A 26097-nucleotide genomic window follows, 5' to 3' on the forward strand; every position below is an offset into this window, starting at 1 on the left:
GAATGATCTCGCTGCGCCGTTATGGCTGGCCGGAAGCATCAAGAGGAGTCCGCCCTCATGTCCGACCGCTATTCCGTCTCCTGCGATTGTGGAAGCGTCGAGATGGTTCTGATTGGCGAGCCGCGTGTTCGCGGGCATTGCCACTGTCAGGATTGCCGCACCCTGCTGGATATCCCATACCACTCTGTTACCGCATGGAACCCCGATCAGGTCGAAATTGCGCGTGGCCACGACCTTCTGTCCCAGTTCCGGCATCCACGGCTGTCGATGAAGAAGGTTTTCTGTTCGAATTGTGGTGAGGTGATCTACAATACGAACGCAATGGACTGGCGCGTCGTGTCGCAGCATCTGATTGCCAAGAACTACGGAAATACCTTGCCCGACACGCTGCGGTCCATGAGCCATTTCCACTATGCCTCACGGCTGATCGACGTGGCCGACGATTTGCCCAAAAAGCCTTGATGCGGATTCGTATTCCTCCGCCATGCTGATTTGTCGACGAAAGCGCCATCATGTCCTCACAGAGCCAGACCGCCCATATCGCCATCGTCACCGTATCGGACCGCGCAAGTCGTGGTGAATATGAGGACAAGGGCGGGCCGGGCGCTGAAGACTGGCTGCGCGCCACGATCACCTCACCGATCGAAATCACCCGCATCATCATTCCCGATGGCCGCGAGATCGTCGCTGAAACGCTGTGCGATCTGGCCGACGACCGGGCGGCCGACCTGATCCTGATCACCGGTGGAACTGGACCATCGCCGCGTGACCTGACCCCCGAAGCCATGGCCGATGTCATGGAAAAGGAGTTGCCGGGCTTTGGCGAGGAGATGCGCCGTGCCAGCCTGCGCGAAGTGCCGACGGCCATTCTTTCGCGCCAGACGGCGGGCATTCGGGGTGCCACGCTGATGATCACCATCCCGGGCAAGCCCTCGGCGATCGCGACCTGCCTCGACGCGGTGTTTGCGGCGGTGCCCTACTGCCTTGACCTGATCGGTGCGGCCCGGATCGAGACCGATCCTCGGCGCATCGTTGCCTTTCGTCCCAAGGCATAGTCTTCGCGCGGAAAACTGGACAAATTCCCGTGCCTCGTGTCCGATGGCCCTTGGCGGCCGACCCGTACGGGGCAGGCCAATGTCACGGGAAAGGACGGAGCGGCAATGGCCGATGATCCCTACAGCGCGTTGGGTCTCAGCAAGAATGCGAGTCAGGACGAAATCAAGAAGGCCTATCGCAGGATCGCCAAGACTGACCATCCGGACCTTAATCCCGATCCCGCGGCGCATGAGCGCTTCAAGGCCGCCTCCTCTGCCTATGATCTGCTGAAGGACCCCGACCAGCGCGCCCGTTTCGACCGGGGCGAAATAGACGCCTCGGGGCAGGAACGCCCGCAGCGGCAGTATTACCGGGACTTCGCGCAAGCGGGCGACAATCCCTATCGCGCGGGGGCTCAGGACTTCGAGGATCTGTCGGATGTCTTCTCGGATCTCTTCGGGCAGGGCGCCTCGCGACGCCGGGCTGGGGCGCGCAGTTTCGACATGCGGGGGCAGGATCAGCGCTTCACCATGGAAATCGACTTCATGACGGCGGCTCGTGGCGGAAACACGCGGATCACGATGCCCGACGGTGCGCTGCTGGACGTCAAGATCCCGGAAGGCGCGCGTGACGGCCAGATCATCCGCCTGCGCGGCAAGGGCGGTCCCGGCTATGGCGATGGCGGTCCGGGCGACGCGCTGCTGACGCTGATCGTGGCCGAAGATCCCGACTGGCGGCGTGATGGCGACGATCTTGAGACGACCTTGCCCATCACGATCGACGAGGCGATCCTTGGTGGCAAGGTCGAGGCCCAGACGATCGACGGGCCGGTGATGCTGACGGTTCCGCGCGGCGCCAATACCGGCCAGAAGCTTCGGCTGAAGGGCAGGGGGCTCAAGGGCGCGGGCGGCAAGCGGGGCGATCAGCATGTGGTGCTCAAGGTCGTCATGCCTTCCCACGTGGATGACGAACTCGCGCGGTTCATGGAAACCTGGCGCGAGGACCATGCCTACGATCCGAGGAGGGGGAAATGACGCGCAGGCATTACACCCTGACCGAAACCCTGATCGAGGTGCCGGATCTCACCCGCGAACAGCTTGAGGGCTATATCGAAGGGGGCGTCGTGCTGCCCGTCCAATCCGAGACGGGGCCGCTGTTTCGCGAACTGGACATCGCGCGGCTGCATCTCGTCGTGGATCTGGCCGAAGGATATCATCTGGACGCAGAGGGCCTGTCGCTTGTCCTCTCGCTCGTGGATCAGTTGCACGGGCTGCGCGGGGACATGCGGGCCATTCTGGACGCAGTGGCGCGCGAGCCTGCCGAAACGCGCAATCGGCTGAAGACGGCGATCCGAGAGATCCGCATCGTGGATCGCGATTAAAGGTCATCAAAGCGTCACGGCGGCGACAAGACGCTGTTACATGGTGGCGCGACACCCCCGGGGACCCTCCAACCCCCGAGGTAAACATGCAGTTTCGCCTGACATTCTGCTCACTCATTGCCCTTGCGGCCGCTTCTCCGGCCATTGCTGAGCCTGTCTTCAACCGGATCTCCAGCTTTGCCACGGCGGAGAACATGGCTGCGGGAGAGGATCGCGGCCGCGAGACTTCGGCCGAGATCATGACCGCGAACGCCGACGGGATGGAGCTGATCTATTCGGACAGTCCGCTGAACGCGATCGGCCTCATTGACATCCGCGATCCGAATGCGCCGAAGCCGCTTGGCAATATCGCGATGGATGGCGAGCCGACGACGACCGTGGTCCTGGGCGGGACCGCCTTTGTCGGGGTGAATACCTCGGAAAGCTTCACGCAGCCATCGGGCGTGCTGCGCTCGGTGGACCTGACCAGCAAAAGTGTTACAGCGAACTGCGATCTGGGGGGGCAGCCCGATTCCGTCGCCCTTTCGCCCAAGGGTGACTGGCTGGCCGTCGCGATCGAAAACGAACGCGACGAAGAGATCAATGACGGCGCGCTGCCGCAGATGCCCGCGGGCTTCGTCGTTCGCCTTCCGATCATGGATGGCCAGGTGGATTGTGCCGGCAAGCAGGTCGTCGAGTTGACCGGCCTGGCCGAGGTTGCGCCCGAGGATCCCGAACCCGAATATGTGGACTTCAATGACAACGGCGACCTGGTCGTCACGCTGCAGGAAAACAACCACATCGTCGTGATCGGCGCGGATGGCGAAGTTGCTTCGCATTTCAGTGCTGGCGCGGTCGACCTTGACGGCATCGACATCGAAAAGGACGGAAAGCTCGACTTCTCCGGCAGCCTGAAAGGTGTCGCGCGCGAGCCCGACACCGTCGCATGGATCGACAATGACCACTTCGCGACTGCGAACGAGGGTGACTGGAAGGGAGGCTCGCGCGGCTTCACCATCTGGAACCGCGATGGCTCGGTCGTTTACGATGCAGGCGCGAGCTTCGAGCATGAAATCGTCCGGATCGGCCACTATCCCGAGGGCCGCTCGGGGAAGAAGGGTGTCGAGCCCGAAGCCTTGAAATATGCCGAGTTTGACGGTGAGAAGCTGCTTTTCGTCGGCTCCGAGCGCGGCAGCGTGATCGGCGTGTTCGATGTGGCAAATCCGGCCGAGCCGAAGCTTCGCCAGTTCCTGCCTTCTGGCATCGGACCGGAAGGACTGGTGGCGATCCCGCAGCGCAACCTGTTCGCCAGCGCCAACGAAACCGATCTGGGCGCGGACGGCGCCGCCCGTTCCCATGTCATGATCTACGAGCGTGCCGAAGGTGAGCCCGCTTATCCGACGCTGATTTCGGACGGCGAGGACCTGATTGGCTGGGGCGCTATCTCGGGCCTGACCGTCGATGCCAAGGACCCCTCGGTTCTGTATGCGGTCAATGACAGCGCCTATGGCAAGGCGCCCTCGATCTACCGGATCGAGACGGGCTCCATGCCGGCCCGCATCACGTCGGTCATGGCCGTCTGCAAAGAGGGTGAACCTGTTGGCAAGCTCGATCTGGAAGGCATTGCCTCGGACGGGCAGGGCGGTTTCTGGCTGGCAAGCGAGGGAAATCCGGAAAAGGAAATCCCGCATCAGATCCTGCATGTCGATGCCGATGGCGAGGTTTCGCAGGCGATCGAGCTTCCGGCGGAACTGACGGCCCAATCGACCCGCTTCGGGCTCGAAGGGATCGCGATGGCTTCGGACGGAAAGCTCTGGATGGCTGTCCAGCGCGAATGGAAGGATGATCCAGAAGGCCGGACCAAGCTGCTGCAGTTCGATCCCGCCACCGGGGATTGGGCCGGCGTCCATTATCCACTGGAATCGGGCGAAGGCTGGGTCGGCCTGTCCGAGATAGCCATTCACGGCGACAATCTCTACCTGATCGAGCGCGACAACCAGATCGGGCAGGCAGCCAAGCTGAAGCAGATCACCTCGGTTGCGCTGTCGGGGCTGAAGCCGGCACCGCTGGGCGGGGAATTGCCCCTGGTCGAAAAGAAGGTGGTGCGCGACCTGATCCCCGACCTGAAGCAGTGGAACGGCTATGTTCAGGACAAGGTCGAAAGCCTTGCCATTTCGCCCGACGGCACTGCCTGGGTCGCGACCGACAATGATGGCGTCGACGATGCCTCGGGCGAAACTTTCTTCTGGTCGTTCAAGATGTAAGGATCAGGGCCGGGGCTCTGCGTCCCGGTCCGTCTTGCGCGCAGGCAGGCTGGCCATGATGGCCAGCCTTTCGGTTTCAGGAAGACTGCCCCAGGCCGCGATCTCGTCCATGCTCCGCAGGCAGCCAATGCACAGGCGGGACTTCGCATCGATCTGGCAGATGTCGATGCAGGGGCTGGAAGGCTTCATTCCAGAAAACGAAGCCGGTCCAGCGCACCTTGCAGAATGTACCCCGCTGCCACCTGGTCGATTACCTCGGCGCGGCGCTTGCGCGAGGTATCGCCTTCAAGCAGCGCGCGTTCGGCCGCGACGGTCGAAAGGCGTTCATCCCAGAAGCTGATCGGCAGGGGCGTCAGCCGTTCAAGGTTCCGGGCAAATGCACGGGTCGATTGCGCGCGGGGACCTTCGGAGCCGTCCATGTTGCGCGGCAGCCCCAGCACCAGCCCGACCAGCCCCCGTTCCGCCGCGATCTTCAGCAGCGCCTCGGCATCGGCCGTGAACTTGACGCGCCGGATGACCGTGAGCGGAGAAGCGACGCCGCGCAACCCGTCGCTGACGGCAACGCCAATCGTCTTGGTGCCCAGATCCAGCCCGGCGATCGCCCCCGCCCGCGGCAGGGTCGCGGCGAATTCCTCGATCGTCTCGCAGATCATTGCAGCCCCGATTGCTTGCCCGCGGTCTCGACGATCTCGAGCGCCTCGGGAATGGAGGCAAAACGCATCCGCGCCTCGCCCAGGATGTCCTGCGCATGGTCTTTTTTGCCAACGACCACAAGGGCCGAAATGAGCCTCGCCCATTCCTCGGGGCTGCCTCCTTGCGTCGCGAGACGGGTTTCCAGCCCCTGAACCATGCCCTCGATCATTTCCTGACGCTGATCGGGCGTCATGTCCTCGGCCGCGGCCATGGTGGCCGCGTCGGGTCCCGGAAGCCTTCGCGCCCCTTCCTCGGGCGGGACATAGCTGGGCTCCCCCGCGAACCAGGCAAGATCGCTGATCGCCATCCGGACCGTCGGGACCCATTCAGCATTGTGATGACCTTCGGACAGAAGGTCCGCCCAGATCGGGAAGGCACGATCCGGCCGACCGCTCTGGATATGGACCAGGCCCACCATGTAGCGCGCCTGGGGGTTGCCGGGTTCGATCTCGAGCGCGCGGGCAATTTCCGCCTCGGCTTCGCGCGTGATAAGCCCGCCTGCCGCCTGAGCGCTGAGCGCCGCAAGACGAACATGGTCCGCCGCCGTTGCCTTCTCCGCCTGCAACTTGATCAGCCGGGCCTGGGCGTCTTTCGCGGCGATCAGGTTGCCCAGTCGTTCTTCGTGCTGGGACAAAAGCTCCTGTCCGCGCGGATCGTCAGGCTTTCTTGCGACGGTCGCACGAAGCTGGTCGATCAGCGCCTGGTATTCGGGGTCGACCTGGGCTGGCTGGGGCTTGGGCGCGGCATTTTCCGCCTCGGTCTGGCTCGGGCGATCCTCGTAGAATGCCTGGGCCAGGGCTACACGCTCGGCGATCGGTTCGTCCGGCATCTCGGGCGAGCCTATCCGCTGGTACAGAAGGACCGTCCCCACAATGAGCAGGACGAGGATCGCGATCGCGGCCGGTCCGCCCGGCGCACGCCGCGCCGCCGTCTCGCGCGCAAGGGCCCGGTCGGCGGACAGAACCTTGCGACCGATCTCGTTGCGCAGCCGCTCGGCTTCGGACGGCTCGACAAGACCACGCTCGAGATCGCGCTCGACCTCGCGAAGCTGGTCGCGATAGATCCGCAGGTCATAGGCAGCCGCCGGTTCCTCGCCGGTCGTCCGGCGACGGATCAGAGGCGCGGCAATGGCGATTGCCACGATTGCCGTCAACGCCGCACAGATAATCCAGAACATCACATACTCCCTGCCGCCTCCGATCGCGTCATAGCGGTTTTGTCGCGAGGGCAAAAGTCAAAGACCTGCGACATGCTGCGCGCCCCATGCGGGAGATATGCGCAGATATGTGACGCATTTTGACAGTTTCCCCGTCGCATGCCCGCCTTGCCCGAAGAGCAGGAAGATTCCACTCTGCGTCACGAGAGTCTCGAAAGGTCCGCCCATGTCCGCCAATCCCGCCTCAAACAGCACCGGCCGCTACTCGGTCTTTGCCATCGCGCGCGAGGCGATGCGCCTGCACACCGGATGGAAGCGTGCCTGGGCCAGTCCCGAACCCAAGAAAAAGTACCAGGTGGTGATCGTGGGGGCGGGTGGCCACGGGCTGGCAACGGCCTATTACCTGGGCAAGAACTTCGGCATCACTGACGTCGCGATCATCGAGAAAGGTTGGTTGGGGGGCGGCAATACCGGTCGGAACACGACCATCATCCGCTCGAACTACCTGCAGGACCCCTCGGCTGCGATCTACGACAAGGCGCTGAAGCTTTACGAGAACCTGTCGCAGGACCTGAACTACAACGTGATGTTCAGCCCGCGCGGGTTGTTGATGCTGGCCCAGACCGAGCACGAGGTGCGTGGCTACAAGCGCACCGTCTATGCCAACCAGTTGCAGAACGTGGCGACCGAGTGGGTCACGCCCGAGCGCATCAAGCAGATGCTGCCGATCATCAACATCGAAGGGCCGCGCTATCCTGTCCTGGGCGGGCTCTATCAAGAGCGGGGCGGCACTGCACGGCATGACGCCGTGGCCTGGGGTTATGCCCGCGCCTGCTCGGCCATGGGCATGCACATCATCCAGAACTGCGAGGTCTCGGGCATCGAGACCGAAGGCGGGCAGGTCAAGGCCGTGAATACCGGCAAGGGCCGGATCGAATGCGACAAGCTTGCACTGGTCGTCGCGGGTCATTCCTCGGTTCTGGCGGAAAAGGCGGGTTTCCGTCTGCCGATCGAATCGCTGGCGCTACAGGCCCTGGTCAGCGAGCCGATCAAACCTTGCTGCGATCTGGTCATCATGGCCAACACCGTTCACGGCTACCTGTCGCAATCGGACAAGGGCGAAATGGTGATCGGGGGCGGCACCGATGGTTTCAACAACTACACGCAGCGCGGCTCGTGGCAGCATGTCGAGGAAACGGTCCGAGCCCTGGTCGAGACCTTCCCGATGCTGTCGCGGCTCAAGATGCTGCGGCAATGGGGCGGGATCGTGGACATGACCGGCGACCGCTCACCGATCCTTTCGACCACTCCCGTCGGGAATATCTTCGTCAACTGCGGCTGGGGCACGGGCGGGTTCAAGGCAATTCCGGGATCGGGCTGGGCCATGGCCGAGCTGGTCGCGAAGGGCGAGCCGGGTCCGCTGGCTGCCGAATTCGGCCTGAACCGCTTCAAGGAAGGCCGATTCATCGACGAAAGCGTCGCGGCGGGGGTCGCGCACTGATGGAGAACCTGCGCGAGCTCATGCCGGCTGGAACCCGCGACGCGCGGGTTCTTGCCCATGCGGGACTCGCGCCTCTGGCTCTGCATCGCGCGGGGAACTCTTTTGATGGTTGTGCATTGGTCGGACACGTCCCCCTGACCAAGGAGCTTCCTTCATGGCCGAACAGAACAAGGGCAATCTCTGGCTCATCATCGGCGCCGTCGTCGTGGTGCTGGCAGTCATCTACTGGTACATGTCGTCCGGCACCCCCGAGCCGACCGTGCCTGCAGAGACCGGCGCCGTCACGACACCGGCCCCCGAGCCCGCGCCGACCGACGGAGCCGTCAGTGTCGAGCCAGCGGCGCCTGCCACGACCGAGCCCGCGCCCGCCGACGCCACGCCCCCGGCCAACAACTGATTTTATTGAGGGGGCGGCCTCGGTCGTCCCCGCTCTGCTGTTCCGCCTGCCCCTGTGTCATGCGGAACATGCCCCTGTCGGGAGTGCCGCGTGATGGTTCGCGACCCCGGCATGGAAGAGGTGATGCGCAAGGACCTCGGGGCAATACCCGGCCTTGGCGAAAAGCCGATGTTCGGCGGCCTCTGTTTTCTGTCCCACGGCAACATGATCTGCGCCATCCGCGAAGGCCGCGGGATGTACCGCGTTGGCAGGCCCCATGAGGCCGCCGCGCTTGACATCCCCGGTTCCGAACGAATGGTCCATGGCGGTCACGCCTATCCCGGCTGGATCTGGCTCTCTGGCGATTCCCTTTCCGATGACAAGATACGTGCCCGGCTGACCGGCTGGGCAATGAAGACCGTGCGCGCATTGCCGCCCAAGGAGTGAACGATGCTGACCCTGACCTGCCCCTATTGCGGTGTTGCCGCCGAAGAGACCGAACTGCACCCAGGTGGCGAGGCGCATCTGAAACGGTTCGGGCCCGGCTCCACGGATGAAGATTTCGAGGCGTATCTTTTCGCCCGCAAGAACCCCAAGGGCGTCCATTTCGAGCGTTGGCGCCATGCCTACGGCTGCGGGAAATGGTTCATGGCGGCGCGCTGCACGATCACGCTTGAGGTCTTTGGGACCTATACGGCCCAGACCCCCCATCCCACGCCCGAGATCGTCGCCGCCATCCAGGCCAGACGCCCGGACTGGATGCCCGACTGGCCCCAAGACAACTCGAACACCTCTGCCGAAAGCCTGACAGAATGAGCGATTCCGGACCCTTCCGCCTGTCCCGTGGCGGTCGCCTGATCGACCGCGCCTACCCGTTGCCATTCCGTTTCGACGGGAGGCAGATGCGCGGCTTGCAGGGCGACACGCTGGCCTCGGCCCTGCTGGCGAACGGCCAGCTGATGATGGGGCGTTCGTTCAAGTATCACCGCCCCCGCGGCCCGATCGCTTCGGGTGCCGAAGAGCCGAACGCCCTGCTGGGCCTTGGCCAGGGCGGCCGGTTCGAGCCGAACCAGCGCGCCACGACCACGCCTCTGGTCGGCGGAATGGTGACGCAAAGCCAGAACTGTTGGCCCAGCCTGTCCGTCGATGTGGGCGCTGTGAACAGCTGGCTCTATCGGTTCTTCCCGGCGGGCTTCTATTACAAGACCTTCATCCACCCCCGCCCGTTCTGGAAGCACGTCTTCGAACCGATCATCCGCCGCTCGGCAGGCCTCGGCAAAGCGCCGACCGATGCCGACCTTGATACCTACGAGCAGGCCTACGGCCATGCCGATCTTGTCGTGGTGGGTGGCGGCATCGCCGGGCTGTCGGCCGCGCGCGATGCGGCACGCGAGGGCAAGACGGTCACCGTTCTGGAACAGACCGGGCATTGGGGCGGTCGCACCCCGACCGATCATGCGAACGGTCAGGCACTGGTCGACGCGCTGCTGGGCGAACTTCGCGCCATGCCCAACGTAACCCTGCGCCGCAACACGATGGCGACCGGGCTTTATGACCACGGTTATCTGATCGCGCGCGAGGCGCTTGCGGATCACGATCCGAATGCGGGCATCCCGCGGCAGCGTCTGTGGCGCATCCGGGCCGGACATGTGATCATCGCCTCGGGGGCGCTCGAACGTCCGCTGAGCTTTGCGGGCAATGATGTGCCGGGCGTGATCCTTGCCTCGGCGGTGCGTGATTTCATTGCCGATTACGGCGTCGCACCCGGGCGTCGCATCGTTATCGTCACCAACAACGACGATGCCTATCGCACAGTGCTGACCGCGCTGGATGCCGGGCTTGAAGTGCCTGCGGTAATCGATGCGCGTCACGAGGTCACGGGCGCGCTGCCCGAAGCCGTCCGGTCGCGCGGTGTCCGCATCCTTGCTGCCAGCGCGATTGCCGGGATCAAGGGCGGCCAGACCGTCGAGGCGGTAAAGATTTGCTCGCACACCGGCGCGGGTCAGGTGTCCGAAATAATCGAGGCTGATTGCGTCGCGATGTCGGGTGGCTGGTCCCCGGTCGTCCATCTGTGGAGTCATTGCGGCGGCAAGCTGAACTGGTCCGATGCACAGGCGATGTTCTCCCCCGATACCGGCCGTCCCCCGACCGGCGCCGATGGCCAGGCGATGGCGACGCCTGTCGGCGCGGCCGCGGGTGATCTGGCAGTGGCCACCTTGACGGGCGCCGCGGCTGAGCAGCCCCTGCTGCCGGTCTGGGTCATGCCGATCAATGCGACCCGCAAGATGAAGTTCAAGATGTGGCTCGACTTCCAGAACGACGTGAAGGTCTCGGATGTCGAACTCGCCGCACAGGAAGGCTATGAAAGCGTCGAGCATACCAAGCGTTATACTACGCTCGGGATGGCGACTGACCAAGGCAAGGTCAGCAACATCAACGGCCTCGCGGTGCTGTCCAAGGCGCTGAAGCAGGCGATCCCGCAGACCGGGACGACGACCTTCCGCCCGCCTTACACGCCGCTCACGCTCGGCACGATCGCGGCAGAGGCTCGGGGAGACTTGTTCCAGCCCCTGCGCAAGACGCCGATGCATGGCTGGCACGAAGCCAAGGGCGCGCATTGGGAGCCCGTCGGCCATTGGCGTCGTCCCTATTGCTATCCGAAGGCGGGCGAAACGCATCACGACGCGATCGCGCGCGAAGTCAGGGCGGTGCGCGCCTCGGTCGGCACGCTCGATGCCTCGACCCTTGGCAAGATCATCGTGAAGGGTCCCGATGCGGGGCGTTTCCTCGACATGATCTATACCGGCATGATGTCGACCCTGCCGGTTGGCAAGTGCCGCTATGGCCTGATCTGCACCGAGAACGGCTTCCTGACCGATGATGGCGTCGCCGCGCGTCTTTCCGAGGATACCTGGCTTGTTCATACAACCACCGGCGGCGCGGATCGCATCCACGCCCATATGGAGGACTGGTTGCAGTGCGAATGGTGGGACTGGAAGGTCTATACGGCGAACGTGACCGAGCAATGGGCACAGGTCGCAGTCGTCGGACCCAAGGCCCGCATCCTGCTCGAGCGGCTGGGGGGCATGGACCTTTCTGCCGAGGCGCTGCCCTTCATGGGTTGGGCCGAGGGTGAGATTGCCGGCATCCCGGCACGGGTCTACCGTATCAGCTTCTCGGGGGAACTGAGCTTCGAGGTGTCGGTTCCCGCCAAGCGGGGTCTGGAGCTTTGGGAAAGGCTGCACGAAGCTGGCAAGGATCTGGACATCACGCCCTATGGCACCGAGGCGATGCACGTCATGCGCGCCGAAAAGGGTTTCATCATGATCGGTGACGAAACCGACGGAACGGTGATCCCGCAGGATCTGGGCATGAGTTGGGCGATCTCGAAGAAGAAGGCCGACTATATCGGCAAGCGCGCGCAGGAGCGCAGCTTCATGGCCTCTTCGGAACGCTGGAAACTGGTGGGGCTGGAAAGCCTTGACGGCCGCATGCTGCCCGATGGCGTCTACGCTGTCGCCGATGGCGTCAATGGCAACGGCCAGCGCAATACCCAGGGTCGGGTGACCTCGACCTATGTTTCGCCGACCCTCAACAAGCCGATTGCCATGGGCCTGGTCCTGCATGGGCCCGATCGTATGGGCGAGGTCCTCGAATTCCCGGTTGCGGGCGAGCAAAGCTACAAGGCGCGGATCGTCGATCCCGTCTTCTACGACAAGGAAGGGAGCCGGGCGAATGGCTGAGGCGCTGGCACGAATAACCGAAGTTGCGGATCTGGGCATGATCCAGATCCGGGCCGATCTTGAAAGCGCGGGCGAAGCCATCGCCGCAGCGGCGGGCGTCACCGTGCCCGCATCGGGCACGACCAGCGCCGATGGTGCGCGACGGCTGTGCTGGATGTCGCCGGACGAGTTGCTGCTTGTACTGCCCCGCAGCGAGGTCGCGGCAACGGTCGAGTCGCTGAACGCGGCGCTTTCGTCCCAGCATGCCCTGGTCCTGGACGTGAGCGACATGCGCGCTGCCTTCGCGATCGAGGGCGCCAAGGCGCAGCAGGTCCTGATGAAGCTTTGCCCGACCGATATCGCATCCATGCCCGAAAACGGTATGCGTCGTACAAGGGCCGCTCAGGTGGCGTGCGGGATCTGGCGCCAGGCGGATGGTTTCACCCTGATCGGTTTTCGCTCGGTCGGAGACTATCTGCGCGGCCTGCTGATGGGCGCGGCACAGGGCGGAACCCAGCTCGAGCCCCGCTGATGCGGCACTTCGCATCTTGTGGCGGGGCGAAGGCGGCTTAAGCTGGGCCGCAGATCCAGCAAGAGCCGCCCCATGCCACGCCTTCCGTTCCTTTGCCTTGCTCTTTGCCTTCCGGTCTCGGCCCTTGGACAGGAGGACGCGAACCGTCCACGCGTCATGATGTGCGAGTTGGAAGATCAAAGTGGGACGGGTTGGGTTCCCGAGTTCCTGATGCTCACCCGTCAGACTTCAGGGCAGAATAATGGCCGGATCGAGGTGTTCGATCCGATCCTGCAGGATCTGGTCGGTCGGCCGATCAAGGCGGTCATCACTGCGGACACGGCCGCGAGTCGCACTTATGGCTGGGCATTGGGCAGGGTGACCAATCATTCCGGCCAATTCGCCGAACGGCTTGATTACCGTCTGACGGTGAACAAAAAGGATGGTGCCGCGATTCTCAACGTCGAGGCGCAAGGATATGCAAACACGATGCGGGGGCAGGGCCTCTGCCTGTCACCGCCAGAGTAGCGGCAAGGAACCCAGACATTCATCGCGCGTTCTGACGCCTGACGGATCATCGCGATACAGGGCTTTCCCCCGCTATCCAGCTGTGTCAGAACCCTGTTCCGAAACCTTTGGAAAGGAAATCGAAAATGGCCTTCACGCTTCCCGATCTTCCCTATGCCCATGACGCACTTGCTGCGGGCGGCATGTCGAAAGAAACGCTGGAATTCCACCACGACAAACACCACAAGGCCTATGTCGACAAGCTGAACGAGCTGGTTTCGGGCACCGAGTGGGAAGGCAAGAGCCTCGAGGACATCGTCAAGGGCACCTACCAATCGGGTGCGGTGGCTCAGAACGGCATCTTCAACAATGCGAGCCAGCATTGGAACCACGCCCAGTTCTGGGAAATGATGGGTCCGAACCCGGGCGCAATGCCGGGCGAACTGGAAAAGGCTATCACTGAATCCTTCGGCTCGGTCGACAAGTTCAAACAGGACTTCTCGGCTGCCGGCGTCGGCCAGTTTGGATCGGGCTGGGCTTGGCTCGTCAAGGATGCGGATGGTTCGCTCAAGGTCACCAAGACCGAAAACGGCGTGAACCCGCTCTGCTTCGGCCAGACCGCGCTTCTGGGCTGCGACGTGTGGGAGCACAGCTACTACATCGACTTCCGCAATGCCCGTCCGAAATATCTCGAGAACTTCCTCGACAAGCTCGTGAACTGGGAAAACGTGGCCTCGCGCCTCTGAACCCGACCCGCTTGCGATCAAAGGCCCGCCGAAAGGCGGGTCTTTTCTTTTTAGCGCGTCGTTCACGATTGTAGCGCAAACCTACCATACCACTTGCTCTTCCATGCAAACGGGCGCATGTGCCGGCTTGCCTCAGGCGGAGAAAATCATGACGGAATGGAGCAAGGGTTTCTGGGCGATGGTCCTGGCCTGCGTGGTCTGGGGCTTCTGCCCGCTGTTCTATCACCTGATGGTGGGTGTTCCGGTCCTCGAAGTGCTGGCCTTCCGAACGCTGTTCTCGCTTGTCTTCTTTGTCTTTCTGCTTGCGGCACAGGGTCGTGTTGCCCTTTTACGAGAGGCGCTCAGCGGACCTCATCTGCCGAAGATCTGCCTCGCGGCGCTGGTTATCTCGCTCAACTGGGGCATCTTCATCTGGGCCGTTCAATCAGGGCATGTCGTCGAAAGTTCGCTTGGCTATTACATCTTCCCGCTGGTTGCGGTTCTGGCCGGGGTTCTGGCATTCGGTGAGCGGCTGAGCACGTTGCAACGCTTCGCGATCGGGCTCGCGGCCTTTGCAGTCGCCCTGCTCAGCTGGGGGTTGGGCGCCGCGCCATGGATCAGCCTGGTCCTGGCGATTAGCTTCGGCTTGTATGGCGTAGTGAAGAAGACCTTGCCGATGGGTCCGGTCGTTTCGGTCGCCTGCGAAGTGGCGATTCTTGGCCCCATCGCCCTTGGCTGGTTGCTGCTTCAGGGTTTCGGCGCCTTGCCCGACCCCTTTCCCCAAGGGCTGGTTTTCGGAACTGACCTGCGCCTTACGCTTCTGCTGATCTCCTCCGGGGTGGTGACGGCGCTGCCCTTGATCCTTTTCAGCTATGCAACGCGCCGCGTGGGCATGGCGACGATCGGCATCATGCAGTACATCAATCCGACCCTGCAATTCTTCTGTGCGGTCGCGATTTTCGGAGAAACGGTTACAGGCTGGCACATGATCGCCTTTCCGCTGATCTGGCTGGCCCTTGCGCTCTACTCTGCGCCTGCGATCCGCCGCGGCGCCTTTGGCCTGCGCCAAAGCACGTGATCAACGCCAGTCAGCCTCGGCATTGGCAAAATGTTGCAAGCCCGTATAGAACAGCGCGAAAGCGAACGGGGACGACATGGCCAATCAGAACGACAGCTTCATTGACGAGGTCACCGAGGATCTGCGCCGCGACAGGCTGTTCAACGCCTTTCGGCGCTACGGCTGGATCGCGGTCCTGCTCATACTGGCGCTGGTCGGTGGTTCGGCCTGGCGGGAATATTCCGCGCGCAAGGCCGAGCAGTCTGCCCAAGCCTGGGGTGATGCCGTGCTGGCAGCCCAGGATGCGCCGGACCGGATCGCCGCGCTCGGCGCCATCGATGCCGAGGGCGTGGCCGGACGGAAGCTTCTGTCCGAAATGCTGGCTGCCGGTGTCGAAGCCGAATCCGGTCTGACGGAAAAAGCATCCGAACGCCTGCAGTCGGCAGCCGAAGGCGTCGCCGACAACAGGCTTTTTCACGATCTCGCGCTTCTCAAGGCGGTGATGGTGGCGGGGCCGAACATGGATGCGGCGCGCCGCGACGGCATCCTGGCCGAATTGTCCAAGCCCGGCGCTCCGTTCGAGCTGCTTGCACTTGAACAGAAGGCCGTTGCGCTGATCAATGCGGGGCGGACCGATGACGCCATCGTTCTGATCCGTCAGATCCAGCAAAAAGATGGGCTTTCCGAAGCCTTGCGTCGCCGTCTCGCCGAGATGATGATCACGCTAGGAGCCGCGCCCGACGAGGCAGCCGGTCCGGGTCCGCAGACGATGCCGCTGGCTCCGTCGGAATGACGCCAGCATCGGCCAAGGAACAACGAGAATGCGACGAACCCGCCGCAACGAGGAGACAGCGATGACAAGGCTTCCTTTGATCGCCACTATGGCGGTCCTCGTGGCCCTGACTGCCTGCAACCGGCAAGACGAAACCCTGCAAGGCGAACGACTGGATCCGCGGGCGGTGATTTCCCCCGATGGACCCGTCACCCAAGGTGCCGCGGGACCGACGACGACGGCGCTGTCCCTGCCTGCGGTGCGCGGAAATGCCGACTGGCCGCAGCGGGCTGGCAGTGCGAGCCATGCCTCGGGCAACATGGCACTTGGTGCCGGAACCAGCCGCATCTGGAGCGCGAATATCGGAGCAGGCTCCGACCGCCGCCACCGCGTCGTTGCTGATCCGATTGTCGCCGGCGGCATTGTCTATACGCTTGACAGCCAAAGCTCGGTTACCGCGACCACGACTGGTGGCGGTCGGGTCTGGAGCACCGATGTGCGTCCCCCGGCCGAAACCTCGGGCAGTGTTTCCGGCGGTGGTCTCGCCTATGAGGGCGGGCGCGTCTATGTGACCTCGGGCTATGGTCAGGTCATTGCGCTTGACGCGCGCAGCGGTGCCATTGTCTGGCGCCAGCGCGTCGATGCGCCGATCAGCGGCGCGCCGACCGTCGCGAACGGGGTTGTTTACGCCCTTGGCCGTGATGCCACGGGCTGGGCTGTGCGGGCCGCCGATGGCAAGGTGCTATGGCGGGTCTTCGGCAATAATGGCATGGCGGGCGTCATGGGGGGCGGCGCTCCGGCCGTTTCTGGTGGCACGGCTGTATTCGCCTATTCCAACGGTCAGCTCGCCGGGGTCGACACCTCGGATGGAAGCCAGCTTTGGACGGCCAACGTGGCCGGTTCGCGCCTTGGACGTTCCATCACCCTGTTCCGCGACATGACCGGCGACCCCGTTGTGGTCGGCAGCACGGTCTATGCGGGAACGAGTTCGGGCCGGGTCGGTGCCTATGATCTTGCGACCGGCGCGATGAATTGGGAAGCCCGCGAAGGGGCGTCGAGCCCGGTACTTGTCGCTGGAAATTCCGTCTTCCTGGTGAACGACCAGGCACAGCTTCTGCGTCTTGATATCGCGAATGGCGGGCGTGTCTGGGCGCAGAAGCTGCCCTATTTCAGCGAGAACATCATCCGCAAGCAAGGCAAGGTCTGGACGCATTTCGGCCCGGTGCTTGCAGGGAATCGGCTTTACCTTGCCTCGTCGGACGGCTATCTGCGCGTCTTCGATCCCGCCACGGGCGCCCTTATCGGTCAAGCCGAGATACCGGGCGGCGCCGCGGCGGCCCCGGCCGTCGCAGGCCAGACCCTTTACGTCGTCACCCATGACGGCCAACTTATGGCATACCGATGAGCTTCACCCTCGCCATTGTCGGGCGGCCGAATGTCGGCAAGTCCACGCTGTTCAACCGCCTCGTCGGAAAGAGGCTGGCGCTGGTCGATGACCAGCCGGGCGTGACGCGCGACCTGCGCGAGGGACAGGGACGCCTTGGCGACCTGCGCTTCATCGTCGTCGATTCGGCCGGTCTGGAACTGGTTGACGATGACAGCCTGCAAGGCCGCATGCGCCGCCTGACCGAGCGCGCCGTGGATGAGGCCGATGTTTGCCTGTTCGTCATCGACGCCCGCGTTGGCGTGACCGCTGCCGACGAATATTTTGCCGAGATCCTGCGCAAGCGATCGAAACACGTGATTCTTGCGGCCAACAAGGCCGAGGGGCGCGCTGGCGAGGCGGGTGCGATGGAGGCCTGGTCGCTGGGCCTGGGCGAGCCGCTGCGAATTTCCGCCGAACATGGCGAGGGGATGGACGACCTTTATCGCATCCTCGTGCCGCTGGCCGAGGAGTTCGAGGCGCAGAACATCCAGCAAGCTCCGGAAACCGATGTTGCCGTGTCCGATGACGACGAGAGCAATGCCGAGGACTGGCGGCCGAGCATCCACAAGCCACTGCAAGTCGCGGTGATCGGTCGCCCGAATGCCGGGAAATCGACGCTCATCAACAAGATCATCGGCGAAGATCGCCTGCTGACCGGCCCCGAAGCCGGGATCACGCGCGACTCGATCTCTGTCACAACCGAATTCATGGGCACGCCGGTCCGGATCTTTGACACTGCCGGCATGCGCAAGAAGGCGCGCGTGACCGACAAGGTGGAAAAGCTCTCGGTCGCCGATGGACTGCGCGCCGTGCGCTTCGCCGAGGTGGTCGTCGTTCTGCTGGACGTGGGCATCCCCTTCGAGCAGCAGGACCTGCGCATCGCCGATTTCGCCGAGACCGAGGGCCGTGCCGTCGTCGTCGCCGCGAATAAGTGGGATTTGGAAGAAGAAAAGCCGCAGAAGCTCAATGAACTGCGCGAGGCTTTCGAGCGGCTGCTGCCGCAGCTCAAGGGCGCGCCGCTGGTCACCGTCTCGGCCCGCACGGGCAAGGGGCTCGACCGGCTGCATAACGCGATCCTGAAGGCCCATGAGGTCTGGAACCGCCGCGTGCCGACCGCCCGCCTGAACCAGTGGCTGGGCGCGATGACCGAAGCGCATCCGCCGCCGGCCCCCGGTGGCCGCCGCATCCGCCTGCGCTACATGACCCAGGTCAAGACCCGGCCGCCGGCCTTTGTCGTCATGGCGACGCATACCGACAAGATCCCCGACAGCTATCAGCGCTACCTGATCAACGGGCTGCGGGTAGATTTCGACATGCCCGGTACTCCGATCCGTCTGACCTTCCGCGACCAGGGGACCAAGAATCCCTATCTGAGCAAGGCAAACAAGATCAGCCAGTCGGGCGCTCTCTCCAAGCACAGGAACCGCCAGAAGCCCAAAGGGACCTGAGTTCAGGTGGTGACGCGCACCAATGCGACGGCGATGACGGCAATGCCCAGAACTGCCATCGTGGCAAGGGTCGCTTGCGCAGCCACCGAACCTGCGGCAATTCCGATCATGCCCCAGATGACGGCAACGCTGTAGCTGATATTCGGGCCAAGGCGCAGTTGGATGCTGACCGAGGCAAGCGCCGCGATCAATATCCCTATGGCGGCGGCGAGGGTCTGCGAAGCGCCAAGCTGCTTTTGCAAGATCGTGGCGAACAAGGCGCAAGTTGCAAGCGTGGCCCATCCTGCAGCGAACCCCAGCGCGGCGCTTTGCCTGACCTGCATCCCGTCTCGCGTGCCGCGCAGCGCTGCCCCCAGAAAACCGGTGAGCATGATCCCAGCGAAAAGCAGCGCGGCGGTGGGTCGGCTATCCATGAGCCATGGCCAGATCGCGCCGGCTGCGAGCCCCGTGCTCAGCAGCCCGTGTTCTGTCAAGGTGTCGTCCATCTTGTGGCGCTCGAGCATCTGGTCGGGGGTGGGTGGGCCGAAGATGTCGTCATTCAAGCTGGGTGGTGCTTCGCGCCGGGCGACGCGTTCTGCGGCTCGCAGACGTCGCAGTTCGACAAGCCGTCGCAGGGCATGGCCCGAAAGCGCGGTCCAGGTCATGACAATGAGAAGGCTCATGGCAAGAACCCGAGGCCGGATGAAAAGGGCGGACAGGTCGAGCAGGCTCGCATCGGCTTCGCCAAATCTGGCCCCCAGCTCGGTGGGAATGGCCCGGCCAATCGACTCGTCCATGGAAAGACCGGCCGGACGCAACGCATAGATCAGCGTGCTGGCAACGAAGGCCAGCGTGGCAAAAATAAGCAGGGCAGCGCCGGCGCGTCTCATGACAGCGGAACGCCAGCCGGGTCGAACTGGTTTCAGGGCATGCGCGAGACTTTGTCGCCTCGCGCTATTCTGCCGTCAGGCGAGCTGGCCGTCTGTCCCCAGGCGTGTCTTGCCGCCCAGATAAGGATGCAGCGCATCGGGCAGGACGACCGAGCCGTCGGCCTGTTGGCCGTTTTCCAGCACCGCAATCAGCGTGCGGCCAACGGCCAGGCCCGAGCCGTTCAGCGTGTGGACGAATTCCGGTTTGCCGCCACCATCTGGGCGGTAGCGGGCGTTCATCCGCCGCGCCTGGAAATCGCCGCAATAGCTGACCGAGGAAATTTCGCGATAACGATCCTGTCCGGGCAGCCAGACTTCGAGATCATGGGTGATCCGCGCGCCAAACCCCATGTCGCCGCCGCAAAGCACGATCGTGCGATAGGGCAGGCCCAGCTTTTCAAGAACCGCCTCGGCGCAACGCGTCATGCGCTCATGCTCGGTCAGGCCGTTCTCGGAATCGGTGATCGACACCATCTCGACCTTCTCGAACTGGTGCTGGCGCAGCATGCCTGCGGTGTCGCGACCAGCGCTGCCGGCCTCGGAACGGAAGCACTGGCTATGCGCAACCATCCGGCGGGGCAGGGTCGCATGTTCGACCAGATCGCCGTGAACCGTGTTCGTCAGCGTGACTTCCGAAGTCGGGATCAGCCACCATCCCTCGCGGGTCTGATAACTGTCTTCGCCGAATTTCGGGAGCTGCCCAGTGCCTTCCATCATCTCGGACAGCACCAGCACCGGCGCCCATGTCTCGGTCAGGCCATGTGTTTCGCAATGCAGGTCCAGCATGAACTGCGCAAGCGCCCGGTGAATGCGCGCCACACCCTTCTGCAGGACGACGAAGCGCGACCCAGAGAGCTTCGCGGCAGTTTCGAAATCCATGCCGGGCTTGACGCTCTCGATCTCGAAATGCTCGCGTGGGGTGAACTCGAAGCTGCGCGGCTCACCCCAGCGGCGGATCTCGACATTGTCGTCCTCGTCCGTGCCGGGCGGGACGCTGTCGACCGGCAGGTTCGGAATGCCCAACAGCAATTCGCGCAGCTTGGCATCGAGTGCGGTGGCCTCGGCCTGAAGAATGGCAGTCTCTTCCTTTTTGGCCGTCACGAGCGCGCGCAGACGCTGGAACTCGTCCTCATCGCCCCGCCCCTTGGCGGCACCGGCCTCTTTGCTGGCCTTGTTTTGCTCGGCCTGAGCCGCTTCGGCGGCGCTGATCCGCGAGCGGCGATCGGCATCCAGCGAAAGGATCTCGGACGAAACCGGGGCCAGGTTGCGCAGGCTGAGGGCTGCGTCGAAAGCGGCAGGGTTTTCGCGGATGGCGCGGATGTCGTGCATGGCTGACCCGTTCATCAAGATGGTTACGGGGCATCAGATAGCGCAAGGCTTCACAGGGTGAAAGCCTTAGCCCCAGCGATCTGCCTCGTTGATAAGGCCACGCAGCATTGGAAAGAAGCGATCAGCGCCAGGATAACCCTCGTAGCGCCCGATTTCCTGGCCGTCGCGCAACAGGATGAAGCCGGGCGTCAGCCAGGGCATCCGCGCCAGCGCGAGGCCGTCCGGATAGGGCCCGTCAACATCCACCATGATCAGCGGGGCCAGTCGCCCTTCCGGGTGGTCGGCGTAAATCGGAGCAATCTCTCGGTCCCATTGCGCGCAATAGGTGCAGCCCTTTCGCCGCACCATCAGCAGACGCAGCTGGGGCGCCGGGCCGGCCTGGGCTCGGTGAATGCTTGCGCTGAGACCCATCGCAAGAAGCAGTCGCCGGGTAACGAGAGATGCTGAGTTCTTCATGTCGCACAGGCTAGCTTTCGCGGTGCCTCCCAACAAGGCTCGGCGTTTACATGTCACCGCAGTGACAATATCCACGAAATGCGATGACCTTAGGCCATCGCACCAAATGAAGCGGAACCGAACGAGAGGCCCAGATGGATGAGTTGGCCGACCCACTGCTGCACGGAAATCGTCGCGCGCTGTCTCGTGCCATCACCCTGATCGAAAGCACGCGGGCCGATCATCGCTCGCGCGCGATGCGACTTCTTGCCGAGCTTCCCGAACGGCAGGCGCTGCGGATCGGCCTGTCGGGCACGCCCGGTGTGGGCAAGTCGAGCTTCATCGAAGCGTTTGGAAAGATGCTGACGGGGCAGGGGCTCAGCGTCGCCGTGCTTGCCGTGGATCCCAGTTCGGCCCGCTCGGGGGGCTCGATCCTGGGAGACAAGACCCGGATGGAAACCCTCGCCCGAGACCCGTTGGCCTATATCAGGCCGTCGCCGTCGCAGGCCCAACTGGGCGGGGTGGCCCGGCGCACACGAGAGACGGTCAGGCTGTGCGAGGCAGCCGGATTCGACATCGTCCTGATCGAGACGGTCGGTGTCGGGCAGTCCGAGACACTCGTTGCCGAGATGTGCGATCTGTTCGTCTTGCTGCTGGCTCCTGCCGGAGGAGATGAATTGCAGGGGGTCAAGCGCGGCATCATGGAGATCGCCGACCTGATTTTCGTGAACAAGGCCGATGGAGAACTGCGCGGACCGGCATTGCGGACCGTTGCCGATTACGCTGGTGCACTCAGGCTCTTGCGCAAGCGGCCCGAAGATCCGGAAGGATATCCGCTTGCCTTGCCGGTTTCGGCCCATACGGGAGAGGGGCTCGATCGCGCTTGGGGGGCGATGAAGCGGCTGGCGGATTGGCGGCGAGATTCGGGGCATTTTTTCACCCGTCGTGCTGAACAGGCCCGGCATTGGTTTCTTGCCGAATTAAGGGCGGGATTGCTTGCGCGGCTCGAAACGGCCGAGATCCGCGGCGAAATGCGGCGCGCCGGAGACGCCGTTGCGCGCGGCGAGATCGCGCCCGAACTGGCGGCCGAGCAGCTTCTGAACCGGCTCAAGGACCGCGAATCGCCTTGCAGCTAGGGCGAGGTTGCTCTCGGCATCCTGTGGGCCGTGATGTGAGATTCCGCTGGAATCCGAGCGAACGCCACGATATTGCGCATCAGGATATAGGAAACGCTGGCGAAAAGGCTTGACGAAAGCCCCCGCACCCCGTATTTCCCCGCAGACAGATTTCCGGGCGCTGCCACGCGGCGCCCTTTCATATTGCGGGCAACCGCCCGTGCAGGATCGAATCGAAGGAAAAAGATCATGTCGCGCGTTTGCGAACTGACCGGCAAGGGCCCGATGAGCGGCAACAACGTGTCCCACGCCAACAACAAGACTCGCCGCCGTTTTCTGCCGAACCTGAACGAGGTCTCGCTGATCTCGGAAAAGCTCGGCCGGAGCTACCAACTGCGCATCTCGGCTGCTGCCCTGCGCTCGGTTGACCACCGTGGTGGTCTGGACGCGTTCCTCGTGAAGGCTCGCGACGAAGAGCTCTCGGACCGCGCGCTCAAGATCAAGCGCGAGCTGGCCAAGGCCTGATCGCAAGCTGCTGCATCCCGCGGGTCGATCGATTCGCGATCTGTGGTGAGACAGCTACGACCCCGTCCTTTCAGGCGGGGTCTTTGTCATTTCTTGTCCCTGATTTCTCGGCGGCCCATCAGCCGCCCGTATCTGCACGATGCGCCTCGACCTGGGAAAGCAGGTCTTCGACTTTCGGTCCAAGCTCTCCGACGATGACGCCGATCCCGACGGCCGAGGCATGGACATGGTCGGGCTGCAGCATCGGGGCCAGTTGCAACGGAGACATCGTGAAGAAAGGGGCATAGAGGTTGTCAAAGACCAGGGCATGATGCCTTTGCGCAAGCCTTGGCCAGATAGCCGCCCAGGAACGGCGCTGAAGGAAGCTTTGATATGGCGAAGCGATTCCGACCAGAAGCAGCGGGCGGCCGCCAATTCCGGCATGGCCCAGGATGGCATCAAGGTTGGCTTCGGCATGAGCGGGCCTGACCCCGCTCATCAGGTCGTTGCCGCCAAGCGCGACGATGACCGCATCGGGCCTTGCCTGGTCAAGGGATTGGCTGATCCGTGCCTTGCCATCGGCTGTCGTGTCGCCTGACACGCCGCCATTGATGATCGTGACGTCGTGCCCGCGCTTGCGCAACCATTCCTGTAACTGGCTGACGAGGCCCTGGTCGGGCTCGAGCCCAAACCCCGCCGTGAGGCTGTCGCCAAAGGCGAGCAATCTGATTTCCTGGGCGCCGGCCCAGAAGGGCGCAGCACAAAGGGCAAGGACAAGGGTCAGGCCACGAAGGCTCATTCAAACCGCCTCAATCTCAGCGCATTGGTCACGACGAAGACCGATGACAGGGCCATTGCAGCCGCCGCCAGCATGGGCGAAAGGCGGGGGCCCCCAAAGGGCACCAATATGCCCATGGCCACGGGGATCAGTGCCGCGTTGTAGAAGAACGCCCAGAACAGGTTCTGCCGGATATTCTGCATCACCGCCCGCGAAAGGCGCACCGCACGAGCGACGCCATGTGGATCGCCGCCGACCAGAACGACCTCGGCCGATTCGATGGCTATATCCGTTCCACTGCCGATTGCGATTCCGGTTCCCGCAGCCGCAAGGGCCGGTGCGTCATTGATGCCGTCGCCGACAAACACCGTGCCTTCGCCCATTTCGCGAATTGCCTCCAGTTTGCCTTCGGGCAGGACGCCTGCGATGACCTTGTCGATGCCTAGCTTCTTGCCCACGGATTCGGCGGTAGGTCGGACATCGCCAGAGATGAGCACGGTCCGAAGCCCCAGTTCATGTAAATCCCGCAGGGCTTCGGCGGCCCCCGGGCGGATCGGATCATTCAGGGCCATCGCCGCCACGTGACGTCCATCGACGGCAAGATGAACGGGCGTTGCCCCGTCTGCGGCCCAATCCTTCGCATGTTGCAGCAGCTCTTCGTCGGTCGGGATGTCTGCTTCACGCAGTGCGATCTCGTTGCCGATGAGCAGCCGGTGCCCGTCGACCTCTGCCGAAAGGCCGCGCCCGGCCTGCGCCGCCACCCTGGAGGCATTGGCAAGCGTCAGACCTTCCGCTGCGGCCGCAGCGACGATCGCGGCAGAAAGAGGATGCTCCGATCTGGCTTCCGCGGATGCTGCGAGGCGAAGAGTTTCTTGCCGGGTCATGTCGCGGCATTCGATCGCTGTCAGCGCGGGTCGTCCCTCGGTGAGTGTTCCTGTCTTGTCGAAACCGATGACCCGGGCTTCCGCAAGGTTTTGCAGCGCATCGCCACGGCGGAACAGGACGCCCAGTTCCGCGCCCCTGCCGGTGCCCACCATGATCGAGACCGGCACCGCCAGACCCATGGCGCAGGGGCAGGCGATGATCAGGACCGAAATCGCCGCGACCAGTGCCTGGCTCAGCGATCCGGTGGCGCCGATCCAGATGAGAAAGGCTGCAATCGCAAGGCCGATCACAACGGGGACGAAGATGCCGGTCACCCGGTCCACCACCGCCTGAACTGGCAGCTTCGAGGACTGCGCATCCTCGACCAGCTTGATGATCCGCGACAGCACCGTATCGGCGCCGATTGCCGTGACTTCATAGCTGAGCGCGGACGAACCGTTGATGGTGCCCCCGGTGACCGGATCGCCTTCGGATTTACCGACCGGCAGCGGTTCCCCCGTCAGCATGGATTCGTCGATCGAGCCATTCCCTTCGGAAACGACGCCATCCGCAGCGACGCGCTCTCCGGGTCTCAGCTGGACGATGTCGCCGGGTCTAAGCTGCGCGATCGGCGTTTCGACGACCTCTCCGTTCCGGACGACCCGCGCGGTTTCGGGTGCCAGATCCATGAGACGCCTGATCGCCTCGCCCGCCTGTCCCTTTGCCCGCGCCTCGAGCCAGCGCCCCATCAGGATCAGGGTGACGATGACGGCCGAGGCTTCGAAATAGACATGCCGGGAATCCTCGGGCAGCATCCCCGAAGCGAAGGTCGCGACCGTCGAATAGGACCATGCAGCTGCCGCGCCCAGTGCGACCAGACTGTTCATTTCCGGTCGGCCATGCATCAGGGCGGGGATGCCGATCCGAAAGAAGACACGACCCGGACCCGCCAGCACGGCAGTCGCGAGGATGAATTCCACGACCCAGAGCGTTTGCCGTCCGATCGCCTGGTAAAGCCAGTGATGGAAGCTGGGCACAAGGTGGCCGCCCATTTCGGCCAAAAAGATCGGCAGGGTCAGCATCAGCGCAATGAGAAAGCGCCGCTTCATACCTGCCCCATCGGCCCCGTGGTCGTGAAGATGAGGTTTTTCCGTCTGGTCCTGGGGTTTTGCGGGGTAACCCATCGCGCTGACATGCCCTGCCAGCGCATCTGGACTGATTGCAGCGGAATGCGTGATCGTGCCGGTCCCGGTCGCCAGGTTGACGGTTGCAGATTGAACGCCGGGCATGCTGTTCAAGGTTTTTTCGATCCGGGCCACGCAGGACGCGCAGCTCATGCCCTCGATCGCCAGGCGCGTCTCCTCCGGGATGGCGGGATAGCCGGCATTTTCCAGCGCGGCGATGGCCTTGGCAACGGTCTCGGGATGATCCACGCGAAATCGGGCACGACCGGTCGCGAGGTTGACCCGCGGGTCGCTGACCCCCGCGACGGCGGCAAGGGCTTTTTCGACCCGACCCATGCAGGATGCGCAGCTCATGCCCGATACGGCCAGATCTGTATCCGACCCGGGGAGCGTGGTTTTGTTGTTCATGATGTTTCTCCTGACTGAA

General features: G+C 63.6%; 26 protein-coding genes and 1 pseudogene. 19 read left to right on the forward strand and 8 right to left on the reverse strand.

The features are described from left to right. Window positions 1–57: 57 nt before the first annotated feature. From RGQ15_RS06030 to RGQ15_RS06050, 5 genes are all read left to right on the forward strand, one after another. Window positions 58–462 carry a GFA family protein gene (locus RGQ15_RS06030; protein WP_311159312.1) on the forward strand — a complete coding sequence of 135 codons (405 nt, stop codon included), beginning with the start codon at window positions 58–60 and terminating at the stop codon, window positions 460–462. Window positions 463–512: 50 nt separating this feature from the next. Further along, complete coding sequence (gene mog / locus RGQ15_RS06035; protein ID WP_311159313.1) at window positions 513–1055, forward strand: molybdopterin adenylyltransferase; 543 nt, start codon at window positions 513–515, stop codon at window positions 1053–1055. 105 nt (window positions 1056–1160) lie between these two features. Next, window positions 1161–2069, forward strand: coding sequence for a DnaJ C-terminal domain-containing protein (locus RGQ15_RS06040; RefSeq protein WP_311159314.1), 909 nt, complete (start codon window positions 1161–1163; stop codon window positions 2067–2069). Further along, window positions 2066–2416: a hypothetical protein gene (locus tag RGQ15_RS06045; protein ID WP_311159315.1), complete on the forward strand. Its 351-nt coding sequence runs from the start codon at window positions 2066–2068 to the stop codon at window positions 2414–2416. The genes RGQ15_RS06040 and RGQ15_RS06045 overlap by 4 nt, the downstream gene beginning before the upstream one ends. A gap of 86 nt (window positions 2417–2502) precedes the next feature. Continuing rightward, window positions 2503–4659: an esterase-like activity of phytase family protein gene (locus RGQ15_RS06050; RefSeq protein WP_311159316.1), complete on the forward strand. Its 2157-nt coding sequence runs from the start codon at window positions 2503–2505 to the stop codon at window positions 4657–4659. 3 nt (window positions 4660–4662) lie between these two features. Here the strand turns inward: RGQ15_RS06050 and RGQ15_RS06055 are convergent, their stop codons facing one another. Genes RGQ15_RS06055 through ccmI form a run of 3 tightly spaced genes read right to left on the reverse strand, consistent with a single transcriptional unit; the run spans window position 4663 to window position 6529 of the window. Next, on the reverse strand, window positions 4663–4848 hold the full coding sequence (locus tag RGQ15_RS06055; RefSeq protein WP_311159317.1) for a DUF1289 domain-containing protein: 186 nt from the start codon (window positions 4846–4848) through the stop codon (window positions 4663–4665). Continuing rightward, entirely contained in the window at window positions 4845–5312 is a 468-nt protein-coding gene (gene ruvX, locus RGQ15_RS06060; protein ID WP_311159318.1) for a Holliday junction resolvase RuvX, read from the reverse strand. Before ruvX ends, RGQ15_RS06055 begins: the two co-directional genes overlap by 4 nt. After that, on the reverse strand, window positions 5309–6529 hold the full coding sequence (gene ccmI / locus RGQ15_RS06065; protein WP_311159319.1) for a c-type cytochrome biogenesis protein CcmI: 1221 nt from the start codon (window positions 6527–6529) through the stop codon (window positions 5309–5311). Before ccmI ends, ruvX begins: the two co-directional genes overlap by 4 nt. A gap of 205 nt (window positions 6530–6734) precedes the next feature. Between ccmI and RGQ15_RS06070 the strand changes: the two genes are divergently transcribed. The 12 genes from RGQ15_RS06070 to der all read left to right on the forward strand — a co-directional run bounded on the left by RGQ15_RS06070 (window position 6735) and on the right by der (window position 18553). Beyond that, window positions 6735–8009 (forward strand): sarcosine oxidase subunit beta family protein, encoded by a 1275-nt coding sequence (locus RGQ15_RS06070; protein ID WP_311159320.1) that lies wholly within the window; start codon window positions 6735–6737, stop codon window positions 8007–8009. Window positions 8010–8163: 154 nt separating this feature from the next. Continuing rightward, a complete protein-coding gene (locus RGQ15_RS06075; RefSeq protein ID WP_311159321.1) occupies window positions 8164–8406 on the forward strand; it encodes a hypothetical protein in 243 nt (80 codons plus the stop codon). 90 nt (window positions 8407–8496) lie between these two features. Next, the gene (locus RGQ15_RS06080) at window positions 8497–8832 is read left to right on the forward strand and encodes a hypothetical protein (protein ID WP_311159322.1); all 336 of its coding nucleotides are present in this window, start codon (window positions 8497–8499) and stop codon (window positions 8830–8832) included. Window positions 8833–8835: 3 nt separating this feature from the next. Then, window positions 8836–9201, forward strand: coding sequence for a sarcosine oxidase subunit delta (locus tag RGQ15_RS06085; RefSeq protein ID WP_311159323.1), 366 nt, complete (start codon window positions 8836–8838; stop codon window positions 9199–9201). Beyond that, window positions 9198–12128: a sarcosine oxidase subunit alpha family protein gene (locus tag RGQ15_RS06090; protein ID WP_311159324.1), complete on the forward strand. Its 2931-nt coding sequence runs from the start codon at window positions 9198–9200 to the stop codon at window positions 12126–12128. The genes RGQ15_RS06085 and RGQ15_RS06090 overlap by 4 nt, the downstream gene beginning before the upstream one ends. Further along, window positions 12121–12639 carry a sarcosine oxidase subunit gamma gene (locus tag RGQ15_RS06095; RefSeq protein WP_311159325.1) on the forward strand — a complete coding sequence of 173 codons (519 nt, stop codon included), beginning with the start codon at window positions 12121–12123 and terminating at the stop codon, window positions 12637–12639. Before RGQ15_RS06090 ends, RGQ15_RS06095 begins: the two co-directional genes overlap by 8 nt. Window positions 12640–12711: 72 nt before the next feature. Beyond that, a complete protein-coding gene (locus RGQ15_RS06100; RefSeq protein ID WP_311159326.1) occupies window positions 12712–13146 on the forward strand; it encodes a hypothetical protein in 435 nt (144 codons plus the stop codon). 125 nt (window positions 13147–13271) lie between these two features. Continuing rightward, window positions 13272–13871 (forward strand): superoxide dismutase, encoded by a 600-nt coding sequence (locus RGQ15_RS06105; RefSeq protein ID WP_311159327.1) that lies wholly within the window; start codon window positions 13272–13274, stop codon window positions 13869–13871. 148 nt (window positions 13872–14019) lie between these two features. Beyond that, complete coding sequence (rarD, locus tag RGQ15_RS06110) at window positions 14020–14928, forward strand: EamA family transporter RarD (protein WP_311159328.1); 909 nt, start codon at window positions 14020–14022, stop codon at window positions 14926–14928. Window positions 14929–15004: 76 nt separating this feature from the next. Further along, window positions 15005–15700, forward strand: a complete 696-nt coding sequence (locus RGQ15_RS06115) for a tetratricopeptide repeat protein (RefSeq protein WP_311159329.1) — start codon at window positions 15005–15007, stop codon at window positions 15698–15700. A gap of 61 nt (window positions 15701–15761) precedes the next feature. Further along, window positions 15762–17084: an outer membrane protein assembly factor BamB family protein gene (locus tag RGQ15_RS06120; RefSeq protein ID WP_311159330.1), complete on the forward strand. Its 1323-nt coding sequence runs from the start codon at window positions 15762–15764 to the stop codon at window positions 17082–17084. Then, window positions 17081–18553: a ribosome biogenesis GTPase Der gene (gene der, locus RGQ15_RS06125; protein WP_311159331.1), complete on the forward strand. Its 1473-nt coding sequence runs from the start codon at window positions 17081–17083 to the stop codon at window positions 18551–18553. The genes RGQ15_RS06120 and der overlap by 4 nt, the downstream gene beginning before the upstream one ends. Before the next feature lie 2 nt (window positions 18554–18555). Here der and RGQ15_RS06130 read toward each other — a convergent pair whose 3' ends face one another. From RGQ15_RS06130 to RGQ15_RS06140, 3 genes are all read right to left on the reverse strand, one after another. Next, the gene (locus RGQ15_RS06130; protein ID WP_311159332.1) at window positions 18556–19422 is read right to left on the reverse strand and encodes a hypothetical protein; all 867 of its coding nucleotides are present in this window, start codon (window positions 19420–19422) and stop codon (window positions 18556–18558) included. Between the two features lie 75 nt (window positions 19423–19497). Next, on the reverse strand, window positions 19498–20790 hold the full coding sequence (gene serS, locus RGQ15_RS06135) for a serine--tRNA ligase (RefSeq protein WP_311159333.1): 1293 nt from the start codon (window positions 20788–20790) through the stop codon (window positions 19498–19500). 66 nt (window positions 20791–20856) lie between these two features. Further along, window positions 20857–21246 (reverse strand): thioredoxin domain-containing protein, encoded by a 390-nt coding sequence (locus RGQ15_RS06140; protein ID WP_311159335.1) that lies wholly within the window; start codon window positions 21244–21246, stop codon window positions 20857–20859. Between the two features lie 131 nt (window positions 21247–21377). Here RGQ15_RS06140 and meaB point away from each other — a divergent pair. Together meaB and rpmB are read left to right on the forward strand one after the other, a co-directional pair. Beyond that, window positions 21378–22361: pseudogene (meaB, locus tag RGQ15_RS06145) on the forward strand (methylmalonyl Co-A mutase-associated GTPase MeaB); the annotation flags it as partial. A gap of 228 nt (window positions 22362–22589) precedes the next feature. After that, window positions 22590–22865 carry a 50S ribosomal protein L28 gene (gene rpmB / locus RGQ15_RS06150; protein ID WP_311159336.1) on the forward strand — a complete coding sequence of 92 codons (276 nt, stop codon included), beginning with the start codon at window positions 22590–22592 and terminating at the stop codon, window positions 22863–22865. 118 nt (window positions 22866–22983) lie between these two features. Here the strand turns inward: rpmB and RGQ15_RS06155 are convergent, their stop codons facing one another. Together RGQ15_RS06155 and RGQ15_RS06160 are read right to left on the reverse strand one after the other, a co-directional pair. Continuing rightward, window positions 22984–23643 carry a GDSL-type esterase/lipase family protein gene (locus tag RGQ15_RS06155; protein WP_311159337.1) on the reverse strand — a complete coding sequence of 220 codons (660 nt, stop codon included), beginning with the start codon at window positions 23641–23643 and terminating at the stop codon, window positions 22984–22986. Next, on the reverse strand, window positions 23640–26078 hold the full coding sequence (locus RGQ15_RS06160) for a heavy metal translocating P-type ATPase (protein ID WP_311159338.1): 2439 nt from the start codon (window positions 26076–26078) through the stop codon (window positions 23640–23642). The genes RGQ15_RS06155 and RGQ15_RS06160 overlap by 4 nt, the downstream gene beginning before the upstream one ends. Between the last annotated feature and the right edge of the window lie 19 nt (window positions 26079–26097).

Source organism: Paracoccus sp. MBLB3053, assembly GCF_031822435.1.
GTDB lineage: Bacteria > Pseudomonadota > Alphaproteobacteria > Rhodobacterales > Rhodobacteraceae > Paracoccus > Paracoccus aurantius.